The sequence below is a fragment of the Rhodococcus sp. 14-2483-1-1 genome (genome assembly GCF_002259335.1).
GTDB lineage: Bacteria > Actinomycetota > Actinomycetes > Mycobacteriales > Mycobacteriaceae > Rhodococcoides.
Window position 1 is genome coordinate 737,663 of the sequence record NZ_NPFX01000014.1, and the last position, 10,893, is coordinate 748,555.

Consider the following 10,893-nt stretch of genomic DNA (forward strand, 5'->3'; position numbering starts at 1 on the left):
CAGTGCAGGTCACCAGCGTGGGACATGCGGGATTCCATATTCGGACCGACGCCGGGAGCATCCTGTGCGATCCGTGGGTGAACCCGTCGTTCTACGCATCGTGGTTCCCGTTCCCCGACAACTCGGGCCTGGACTGGGACGAGTTGGGTGATTGCGATTACCTGTACGTCTCGCACCTGCACAAGGACCACTTCGATCCACGGAACCTGGCCGAGCACGTCAACAAGGACGCGACCGTGCTGCTGCCGGACTACCCGGTGCTCGACCTCAAGCACGAGCTCGAGAAGCTCGGCTTCCACAAGTTCTACGAGACGACGGACTCGGTCAAACACACGATCTCCGGCCCCAAGGGCGATCTCGACATCATGATCATCGCGCTGCGTGCACCAGCCGACGGTCCGATCGGCGACTCGGGCTTGGTCGTCTCCGACGGAAAGACCGTGGCGTTCAACATGAACGACGCACGGCCGGTGGACCTGGACGTGATGACCGAGAACTTCGGCCCCGTCGATGTGCACATGCTGCAGTACTCGGGCGCGATCTGGTACCCGATGGTCTACGACATGGTCTCGCGGGCGAAGAAGAACTTCGGCATCCAGAAGCGTCAGCGGCAGATGGATCGAGCGCGCCAGTACATCGAACAGGTCGGCTCCACCTGGGTGATTCCGTCGGCCGGCCCGCCGTGTTTCCTCGACGACGATCTGCGCTTCCTCAACGACGTCTACGGCGACCCGGCCAACGTGTTCCCGGATCAGATGGTGTTTCTCGAGCAGATGCGCCTGCACGGGCACGACAAGGGTCTGTTGATGATGCCGGGCACCGCCGCAACGTTCGACGGTTCCGAGCTGCTCTCGCACGAGCACCCCATTCCCACCGCCGAGGCGGAGGCCATCTTCACCACCGGCAAGGCCGAGTACATCGAGGCCTACGCCCAGCGTCAGGCATCGGTCATCGCGGCCGAGAAAGCCGGCTGGGCTCCGGCCGAGGGCGAGCCGCTGCTCGAGCCATTGCGGGGACTGTTCGAGCCGATCATGGCGCAGACGGACCTGATCTGCGACGGCATCGGCTACCCCGTCGGGATCACGATGGGCGACGAAACCGTCGTGCTGGACTTTCCGAAAAGAATTGTGCGAGAGCCGATCTCGGACGAGAAGTTCCGCTACAGCTTCACCATTCCGCCGGAACTGGTCCGCACCGCAGTGCGTGATGAGGAGCCCGATTGGGTGAACTCGATCTTCCTGTCCACCCGTTTCCGGGCCCGACGCGTCGGCGGTTACAACGAATTCCTGTACACGTTCTTCAAATGTCTCACCGACGAACGCATCGCCTACGCAGACGGCTGGTTCTCCGAGGCACACGACGACACCGCCACGATCACGATGGGCGGCTACGAGATCCAACGCCGCTGCCCGCACCTGAAAGCGGACCTGACGAAGTTCGGCATCGTCGAGGGCAAGAAGCTCACCTGCAACCTGCACGGTTGGGACTGGAACCTCGAAACCGGCCGCTGCCTGACGTCGAAGGGCCACGAGCTCCGCACGCAGAAGCTCTGACTCTGCTGTGAGACTGCCCCCAAAATGACCCGGAAAAGTGGGGCAGTTCGCAGACGCAGGTACGTTGGATAACGTGCATGAGCAGGTAGAACAGACAAAACGGACGCGCGCGGTGTGGTTGATCGCCGTGCTCGTCGCCTTGGTGGCGTTGGTGGCAGGTTGCACCGTCGGATCCGGTGACGGAGGCTCGGGAGCTGCAGCCCCCACCACCGAGGCCGCGCCCGTTGCGAAGGTCACCGCGAACCCGGCCGACGGTGCCGTCGACGTCAGCCCCGTAGCGCCCATCTCGGTCTCCGTGACCGACGGAACGCTCACCGACGTTGCGCTGACGAACCCCGAGGGCAAGGTCGTCCAGGGCGCACTCTCACCGGACAAGACCTCGTACGCCGTCACCGAACCGTTGGGGTACGGCGTCGAGTACACGTGGTCCGGCTCGGCTGTCGGCGGCGACAACAAGACCGTGCCCATCGAGGGTGCGTTCACCACCGTCGAACCGGACAGCCGAACCTCGGTGAGCACCAACATCGGCGACGGCCAGGAAGTCGGCATCGCCGCGCCGATCATCCTGCAGTTCGACTCGGCGATCGAGGACAAGGCGGCCGTCGAGAAAGCGTTGACGGTGACCACCAACCCGCCGACTCCCGGCGCATGGGCCTGGTTCCCCGACGACAACGGCTCACGCATCCACTGGCGTCCCACCAACTACTGGGCTCCCGGTACGACGGTGTCGGTGGTCGCGAAGCTCTACGGCGTGAACTACGGCGACGGCGCGTACGGAGCCGACGACGTCACCTTGAATTTCAGTATCGGACGCAGCCAGGTGGTCGTCGCCGACGCCACCAGCCACCGCATGCAGGTGGTCCGCGACGGCGCGACGATCATGGACATCCCCGTGAGCTACGGCGAGGGCAACGAGGACCGCAACGTCACCCGCAGCGGCATCCACGTCGTCACCGAGAAGCACGAGGATTTCCTGATGTCCAACCCGCCGTTCTACGAGAACGTGCGCGAACGCTGGGCCGTGCGCATCTCCAACAACGGTGAGTTCATCCACGCCAATCCGCTGACCACCGGCGTGCAGGGCGCGTCCAACGTCACCAACGGGTGTATCAACCTCTCCACCGAGGACGCACAGCAGTACTTCGGGACAGCGATGTACGGCGATCCGGTGGAGGTCACCGGCACCCGTATCGACTTGTCCGCAGCAGACGGGGACCTGTACGACTGGGCCATCGACTGGCCGACCTGGGAGTCGATGTCGGCGCTTCCTGCCGGCGGAGCAGCCGCAACCACGACCCCCGCGACCACGGCACCAACAACCACAACGGCACCCGCGCCCGCTGGGTAGAGCGCTCCGCGCACGTGCATGGAAACTCGTAGCGCACTACGAGTTTCCATGCACATGGGCTACTTACGGGAGAAGCGCCCCGGGCCGGCCTGATCGCGCGGCTTGATGATGATCTGATCGAGGTTGACGTGCGACGGGCGCGAGGCCACGAAGCCGATCACCTCCGCGATGTCGCTCGCCACCAACGGTGTGATGCCCTGGTAGACGGCGTCGGCCTTGGCGGCGTCACCGTCGAAGCGGACGAGCGAGAATTCGGTCTCCACGGCGCCGGGCGCAACCTCGGTCAACCGCACCGGCTTACCCAGCAGTTCGCCGCGTAGTGTCCGATGCAGCACGGCCTGAGCGTGTTTGGCGGAGGTGTACCCCGAGCCGTTGTCGTACGCCTCGAACGCAGCAACCGAGGTGATCGTGACGATGAGGCCGTCGCCGGAGTCGATCAGCTTGGGCAGCAACGATTTTGTGACCCGTAGCGTGCCGAGGACGTTGGTCTCCCACATCCAGCGCCAGTCGTCGAGGTCGGCGTCGATCACCGGAGCCAGTCCCTTTGCGCCGCCTGCATTGTTGACCAGGACGTCGACGCGGGGGATCACCGCGGCGAAGGCCGCAACCGAATCCTCTTCCGTGACATCGAGTTCCAGAGCCGTACCGCCGATGTCCGACGCCAACTCCTCGAGCCGGTCGAGTCTGCGGGCACCGATCACCACGTGGAATCCGTCGGCGGCGAGTTGGCGGGCGGTGGCCGCGCCGATGCCGGAACTCGCTCCGGTGACGACGGCGATTCGGGTATCGGGTGCGATGTGTTCGGGCGAGGTCATGGGGAAATTCTAGTTCGGGAGAAACAGCGCTTCTGGACGGGCCCGATTGGACAATCGGGATTCGAGTGCTAATTTTGGACTCATGTCCGCCAGCGAGACCACCGCGATGCGGGTCACCTATGTGACCGCGTCCCTCGGTTCTCGCTTGCCGCTCCCTCGGGAACTGTGTTGTCTCGGCCAAGGAACCTGTCTCTAGCCTTTTTTGCGCTACGGGCAGTCGATTCGCGTGTCGTGGTCTTTCGTGACCACCGTGCTCGCCCCTTGACCTGCATCACTTCGCACCGTCGTCGTTGTTCATTTCGCGACGACGGTCTCCACTGCTGAGGATCCACGACGGATGTCCGTAACCACGCTGCACCACCACCACGCTCGCCCCGCTCTGCGCTCGCCCGGACGGGTCACCGCTCCCGCATCGCGCGTCCAACTCGTCGCACCCGATCTGCGGATCGTCGACAGCCCCGTGGCGTCGGTGCTGCGAGTGGCCTGCGTCGAAGGGCCCATCTCGCGCGACAGCGCAGCTCGCACAACAGGATTGAGTATCGCCACCGTCAATCGGCAGGTATCGGCTCTGCTCGGTGTCGGGCTGTTGCGCGAGCGTGCGGACCTGACGGCATCGGGAGCGATCGGACGGCCCCGGGTGCCGTTCGAGGTCAACCACGAACCGTTTTCGACGATCGGCATCCACATCGGTGCCGTCGTCACCGGCATCACCGTCAGCGACTTGCGCGGGCGCATCCTCGGCGCCGTCGAAATCCCTACGCCAGGTGGATCCCCCGACGCGGCGCTGGCTTCCGTCACCCGCAGCGCCGGTGCCTTTGCCGGACGCTGGCACCGCCGCACACCGCTGTGGGTCGGCGTCGCCATCGGCGGCCGTGTCGACACCGCGAACGGCACCGTCGACCACCCGCGACTGGGGTGGGAGAACGGCCGCGTCGCCGGCATCATCGGCGGCGGACTCGGCCTTCCCATCTCGGTGTCCGGGCACGTCGAGGCGATGGCAGCCTCGGAATTGTTGCTAGCACCTCGACTGTCGGACACCGCGGCAGCGCAGAGCACGAGCGGAACCTCTCTTTACTTCTACGCTCGCGAGACCGCAGGCATGGCTCTGACGATCGACGGCCGCGTCCACACCCCGGCGAGCGGCCCCGGGTCCATCGCCCACCTGCCCACCGGGTCGTCGGCGCTGTGCGGATGCGGTAATCGAGGCTGCCTCGAGGCCTCCGTCAGTGATCGAGCGGTGGTCGCTGCTGCCGTCGACCGCAAAATCATTGCGAGCGTAGCCCGCGGAGCGACCGATGTCGCTGCGAGCGTAGCCCGCGGAGCGACCAATGTCGCTGCGCCGCAGCTACATCCGAGTATCGCCGCGGTGTACCAGGCAGCGCAGGGCGGTTCGGAGGCGGCGCGCGAACTGCTGGTCGAGCGCGCTCGGATACTGGGTCGGACGGTGGCGCTGCTGCGCGACATGTTCAATCCGGATCGCGTCGTACTCGGGGGCCAGGCGTTCACCGCGTACCCGGCCGGAATCCCGCACGTGGGCGAGGCATTCACCGCGCATTCGACGCTGGCACGCCGGGATATTCGCGTCACCGGATTCGGCGACCGGGTGCAGGAATACGCCGCGACGGTGGTCTCTCTCAGCTCCCTGTACTCCGATCCGCTCGCGTCGATGCGCAGAGCTGCCGCGTAGGTTCACCCACTATGAGCACCCCTGCAGCAGGACCGGTTCGCCAGGCCACCGGAATCGACGGAGCCAACATCGTCTACCGCGTCAGCGGTGACCCGGAGGCGAGACCACTGGTTCTGCTGCACGGGTGGGCGCAGAGCTCGGCGTGCTGGGGCGAGGGACTGTTGGCGAACTTGGCCGCGCGGTACCGCGTTGTCGCCGTCGATCTGCGGGGTCACGGCTACTCCGACGCCCCCGCGGCGGGGTACGACGACTCGAAGATCTGGGCCGGGGACGTCGAGGCGGTGCTTGCTGCAGAGGGCATCACCGCCGACGCAGTGCTCCTGGGCTGGTCCTACGGCGGTCTGGTGATCTGTGACTACCTTGCCGAACACGGATCCGGCGCGGTGGCGGGCATCGTGCTCGTCGGCGCGATCACCAGCATCGGCAGGGGAGAGGCAGGCGGACGCGTGGGGACGGCCATGCGGGCGGCTATCCCCGGTGCGATGGCCGAGGAGCCCCGCGTAGCCATCAAGGCGCTCGGTAGCTTCGGCAACGCGTTGACCGGGCCGGTGGAAGGAAAGGGGACGGAAGCACAGGCGCTGTTCGGGTTGACCCTGTCCACCCGGCCGCGAGTGCGCGCCGCCCTGTTCGATCGTGCCGTCGGGCACGACGACCTGCTCCGCAGCCTCGATGTGCCGGCATTCGTGCTGCACGGCACCGCGGACACCGTCGTCGACGTCTCCGCCGGGCGTCATGCAGCGGAGCTGATACCCACGGCCGTGGCGTCGTACTGGGAGGGCGTGGATCACGGACCGTTCGTGGCCGATCCGCAGCGCTTTTTCACCGAGGTGACCGAGTTTCTCGACAGCCTGGGTCGTTCCGCCGGCTGCACTCCCGGATGGTCTGAGTCTGCCCGGTCGTCTGAAGGGGTAGTTATCGAGACGTAATGTGGAGGCGTGCACACTGAGGGAGTGACTGGACACCAGCTGAGCAGGGTCGCTGTGTTGTCCTTGCATACGTCCCCACTGGCGCAGCCCGGAACGGGTGACGCGGGTGGCATGAACGTCTACGTGTTGCAGAGCGCCAAAGAGCTGGCCAAGCGGGGTGTGGAGGTCGAGATCTTCACCCGGGCCACGGCGTCCACCGATGCTCCCGTCGTCGAGGCAGCACCCGGAGTGCTGGTCCGCAACATCGTCGCCGGCCCGTTCGAGGGGCTGGACAAACACGACCTGCCCACCCAGCTGTGCGCGTTCGCGGCCGGGGTTCTGCGTGAGGAAGCCCGGCACGAGCCCGGGTACTACGACCTGGTGCACTCGCACTACTGGCTCTCGGGTCAGGTGGGCTGGCTCGCGCGCGATCGCTGGGGAGTGCCGCTGGTACACACCGCGCACACCCTCGCCGCTGTCAAGAACGCCTCGTTGGCGCATGGTGACTCACCGGAGCCTGCGGCGCGCCAGATCGGCGAGCAGCAAGTGGTGGCCGAGGCAGACCGGCTGATCGCCAACACAACCGAGGAAGCGAAGTCCCTCGTCGAGATCTACGGGGCTTCGCAGGACTCGATCGACGTGGTTGCGCCGGGAGCCGATCTGGCGCAATACAATCCGGGGGACAAGCTTGCGGCCCGCACCGAGCTGGGTCTGAACCCCGACGAGTCGATCGTCGCATTCGTCGGACGCATCCAACCGCTCAAGGCTCCGGACGTGCTCATCGCCGCGGCCGCCGAAGTGCTGCAGCGAGATCCGTCGTCGCCACTACGGGTCCTCATCGTCGGCGGGCCGTCGGGCAGCGGGTTGGATCGACCCGACAGCCTCATCGATCTGGCCGAGAGTCTCGGGATCACCCCGCGGGTGACGTTCATGCCGCCGCAACCGTCGTCACGTCTGGCACAGGTCTACCGCGCCGCGGATGTCGTTGCGGTGCCGAGTTACAACGAATCGTTCGGGCTGGTCGCGATCGAAGCCCAGGCGTGCGGAACGCCGGTGTTGGCAGCCGATGTGGGCGGTCTCGGCGTGGCCGTGCGATCGGGCGAGACCGGCCGTCTGGTGCAGGGCCACCGCACCGAGGACTGGGCCGATGCGCTCGCGTCCATGCTCTCGGATCGAACTGCATTGGCGGACATGGCAAGTGCGGCACCTCGGCATGCCAAAAACTTCTCGTGGGAGCACACCGCGGACGGTCTCATCGAGAGTTACCGTCAGGCCAAATTCCATTTCGACCGCGGTGAGGCACCGAGCGAGTTCTCTCCGCGACGGGTCCGAGGATTGTCGAAACTGCGCAGATCAGGAGCTGTGACTGCATGAGCGAGACCGCCGAACTGATCGACCGGGTCCTGAAGGATCGCGAACTGGACTACACGCGGCGCGGCGAGGTGTTCACCGTCGAACTGCCCGGTGAACGCAAACTGAAGACGACGACGATGTTGACCGTCGGACATCACGGGGTGCGCATCGAGGCGTTCGTCTGCCGCAAGCCCGACGAGAACTTCGAGGGCGTCTACAAGTACCTGCTTCGTCGTAACCGTCGGCTGTACGGGGTGCATTACACCATCGACAAGGTCGGCGATATCTACCTCGTCGGGCGAATGTCGTTGCGGGCTGTCGACGGTGACGAACTCGATCGGATCTTCGGTCAGACCCTCGAGGCTGCCGACGGCGACTTCAACGTGCTGCTCGAACTGGGATTCGCGGAGTCCATCAAACGTGAATGGGCATGGCGGGTCTCGCGTGGCGAATCGTTGGCGAACCTGAAGGCGTTCGAGCATCTGGTGGGAGCAGGCAAGGCCGAGCAAGCGTAACTCGCTCGAAATGGGTCGGTGTCGCTGCCCGTAACGTCCGGTTCATAGCCTGACTCTCATGACCAGGCCCGAGGACGCCCGCCCGCCGGTGCTGCAGATGTTCGGTTACGGTCTGCAGCACATTCTCTCGATGTTCGGTGGCGTCATTGCCGTACCGATCATCGTCGGTGGAGCGGCCGGGCTGTCCGGTGCCGACCAAGCCCTGCTGATTTCGTGCGCGCTGTTCGTCAGTGGCGTGGCCACCGTCCTGCAGACCATCGGTATCCCGTTCTTCGGCTCGCAACTGCCGCTGGTGCAGGGCATTTCGTTTGCTTCGGTCTCGACGGTGCTGACGATCATCGGCAGTGCGGAAGACGGCCGAACCGGATTGCGCACGGTCCTCGGTGCCGTGCTGGTGGCCGCGCTGATCGGGTTGGCCATCGCGCCGTTCTTCTCGAAGATCATTCGGTTCTTTCCACCGCTGGTGACCGGCAGCATCATCACCGTCCTCGGACTGTCGCTGATGCCGGTCGCCGCGCGGTGGATCACCGGCCAGGAGATGGTGGGCGGTGCCCCGAACCCGAACTATCTCGATCCCGCCAATATCGGGCTGGCGATGTTCACCCTGCTCGCCGTGCTGGTGATGACCAAAATTCCTGGCCTGTCGAGGCTGTCGATTCTGCTCGGACTCGTCGTCGGCACCATCGCAGCACTGATCGTCGGCAAGACCGACTTCGACGGTGTCGGTGACGCGTCCGTGGTGGCCGCACCGACGCCGTTCGCATTCGGGTCACCGATCTTCGCCGTCGGTGCGATCGTCTCGATGACCATCGTGATCCTGGTGATCATGGTCGAGACCACGGCCGACATCCTCGCCGTCGGTGAGGTCGTCGGAACCGACGTCGACTCCAAGCGCGTCGGTGACGGCCTGCGCGCCGACATGGTGTCCTCTGCCGTCGCCCCGATCTTCAACACGTTCCCGGCGACGGCCTTCGCGCAGAACGTGGGTCTGGTGGCGATGACCGGCATCAAGAGCCGCTTCGTCGTGGCGGTGGGTGGCGGCGTGCTTGCGCTGCTGGGCCTTTCGCCGGTTCTTGCCGCAGTCGTCGGTGTCGTCCCGCTGCCGGTACTCGGAGGGGCAGGCATCGCTCTGTTCGGAACCGTCGCCGCCAGCGGCATCCGGACCCTCGGCAAGGTGAACTACGACAACAACTCCAATGTGGTCATCGTGGCGGTGACCTTGGCGTTCGGCCTCATTCCCGTTGTCGCGAGCGACTTCTGGGACGAGTTTCCGGACTGGTTCGTCACCATCTTCCATTCCGGAATCAGTGCCGCCAGCATCGTGGCGGTGGTCCTCAACGTATTCTTCAACGTATTCAGACCCGGTACGCCGCCGAACCCATCGGTGGTGGCAGCGGGGCCGGCAGTGATGGTGCGTGAGGACGAAGCACGAATACTCCGCGAAGGCGGCAGCTTGCCCGACAAGGCCGAGCCCAACAAGGCTGTGCCGAACAAGGCTGCATCCGATAAGGCTGCATCCGACAACGACACCTGAGTGAAATCCTGCGCACCCTCGCCCGCGCGAGTAGCGTCCCGAACCAGACGAAGCACATCTAAATTGGAGGACATCTTGTCATTCGTTACCCGCACGAGTACGCGGAAGGCAGCACTCGGCGGCGTCGCGTCGCTCGGTGCCATCGCCCTGATCGCAGGCTGTGGATCCGCTCCCGAGGACGAAGGATCGAGTGGAGGCGGATCCGGTGACTTCCTGCCCTGCATGGTTTCCGACAGCGGCGGATTCGACGACAAGTCGTTCAACCAGCTCGGGTTCGAGGGTTTGACCGAAGCCTCCCAGGAGCTCGGCGTCGAGCCGCGCACCGTCGAGTCCGCGTCACCCACCGACTACGCCCCCAACATCAACAACCTCGTCGATCAGGGCTGCAACCTCATCGTCACCGTCGGATTCGATCTGGCCGACGCCACCAAGGTGGCAGCCGAGGCCAACTCCGACATCGATTTCGCGATCATCGACGACTCGACTATCGACCTGCCGAACGTCAAGCCGCTGACCTACGACGCCTCGCAGTCGGCTTTCCTCGCCGGATACGCGGCCGCGAGCTACAGCACCACCGGAGTGGTCGGCACGTTCGGCGGCTCCCAGCTGCCGACCGTCACCATCTTCATGGACGGCTTCGCCGACGGCGTGAACTACTTCAACGAGCAGAAGGGCAAGGCGGTCCGCGTCATCGGCTGGGACGTGCCCTCGCAGAACGGCTCGTTCACCGGTGGATTCACCGCCAACGAAGTTGCCAAGAACACCGCTCAGGGTCTGATCGACCAGAACGCCGACGTCATCTTCCCGGTCGGTGGACCCATCTATCAGAGTGCGGCGCAGGCCATTCGGGACTCCTCGCGTCCGGTCGCCCTCATCGGTGCCGACGCCGACGTCTTCGAATCCGACCCGTCGGTCGGCGACCTGTTGCTCACCTCTGTGACCAAGGGCCTCAAGACCAGCGTCGACGAGGTGGTGGCCAACTCCGGTGCAGACAAGTTCGACAACGCTCCCTACGTGGGCACCCTGGAGAACGACGGCGTCGGCATCGCACCGTTCCACGACTTCGAGTCCAAGGTCGACCCCGCACTGCAGGGCGAGCTGGATACGATCAAGGCCGGCATCGTCGACGGGTCCATCACCGTCGAGTCGCCGTCGGCACCCAAGTAGCAGCAAGCGGTCGTAA

9 protein-coding genes are annotated in these 10,893 nt (G+C 65.3%); 8 read left to right on the forward strand and 1 reads right to left on the reverse strand.

Annotation, left to right across the window (positions count from 1 at the left end):
• Nucleotides 1-2: 2 nt before the first annotated feature.
• The gene (locus CH294_RS14870; RefSeq protein ID WP_032401842.1) at nucleotides 3-1,553 is read left to right on the forward strand and encodes an MBL fold metallo-hydrolase; all 1,551 of its coding nucleotides are present in this window, start codon (nucleotides 3-5) and stop codon (nucleotides 1,551-1,553) included.
• A 73-nt stretch (nucleotides 1,554-1,626) separates the two neighbouring features.
• The gene (locus CH294_RS14875) at nucleotides 1,627-2,901 is read left to right on the forward strand and encodes an Ig-like domain-containing protein (RefSeq protein ID WP_094738426.1); all 1,275 of its coding nucleotides are present in this window, start codon (nucleotides 1,627-1,629) and stop codon (nucleotides 2,899-2,901) included.
• 59 nt (nucleotides 2,902-2,960) lie between these two features.
• On the opposite strand, the gene CH294_RS14880 is transcribed toward CH294_RS14875, so the two are convergent.
• Nucleotides 2,961-3,716 (reverse strand): SDR family oxidoreductase, encoded by a 756-nt coding sequence (locus CH294_RS14880; protein ID WP_094738341.1) that lies wholly within the window; start codon nucleotides 3,714-3,716, stop codon nucleotides 2,961-2,963.
• A gap of 337 nt (nucleotides 3,717-4,053) precedes the next feature.
• On the opposite strand from CH294_RS14880, the gene CH294_RS14885 reads away from it, so the two are divergent.
• From CH294_RS14885 to CH294_RS14910, 6 genes are all read left to right on the forward strand, one after another.
• Nucleotides 4,054-5,403 carry an ROK family protein gene (locus CH294_RS14885; protein ID WP_170944727.1) on the forward strand — a complete coding sequence of 450 codons (1,350 nt, stop codon included), beginning with the start codon at nucleotides 4,054-4,056 and terminating at the stop codon, nucleotides 5,401-5,403.
• Between the two features lie 11 nt (nucleotides 5,404-5,414).
• A complete protein-coding gene (locus CH294_RS14890; RefSeq protein ID WP_249305279.1) occupies nucleotides 5,415-6,329 on the forward strand; it encodes an alpha/beta hydrolase in 915 nt (304 codons plus the stop codon).
• Nucleotides 6,330-6,353: 24 nt separating this feature from the next.
• Nucleotides 6,354-7,682 carry a D-inositol-3-phosphate glycosyltransferase gene (mshA, locus tag CH294_RS14895; RefSeq protein ID WP_249305281.1) on the forward strand — a complete coding sequence of 443 codons (1,329 nt, stop codon included), beginning with the start codon at nucleotides 6,354-6,356 and terminating at the stop codon, nucleotides 7,680-7,682.
• Nucleotides 7,679-8,176: a YbjN domain-containing protein gene (locus tag CH294_RS14900; RefSeq protein ID WP_094738342.1), complete on the forward strand. Its 498-nt coding sequence runs from the start codon at nucleotides 7,679-7,681 to the stop codon at nucleotides 8,174-8,176. Before mshA ends, CH294_RS14900 begins: the two co-directional genes overlap by 4 nt.
• Nucleotides 8,177-8,234: 58 nt before the next feature.
• On the forward strand, nucleotides 8,235-9,710 hold the full coding sequence (locus tag CH294_RS14905) for a nucleobase:cation symporter-2 family protein (protein WP_094738343.1): 1,476 nt from the start codon (nucleotides 8,235-8,237) through the stop codon (nucleotides 9,708-9,710).
• Between the two features lie 75 nt (nucleotides 9,711-9,785).
• Entirely contained in the window at nucleotides 9,786-10,877 is a 1,092-nt protein-coding gene (locus tag CH294_RS14910) for a BMP family ABC transporter substrate-binding protein (RefSeq protein ID WP_230592351.1), read from the forward strand.
• Nucleotides 10,878-10,893 lie beyond the last annotated feature (16 nt).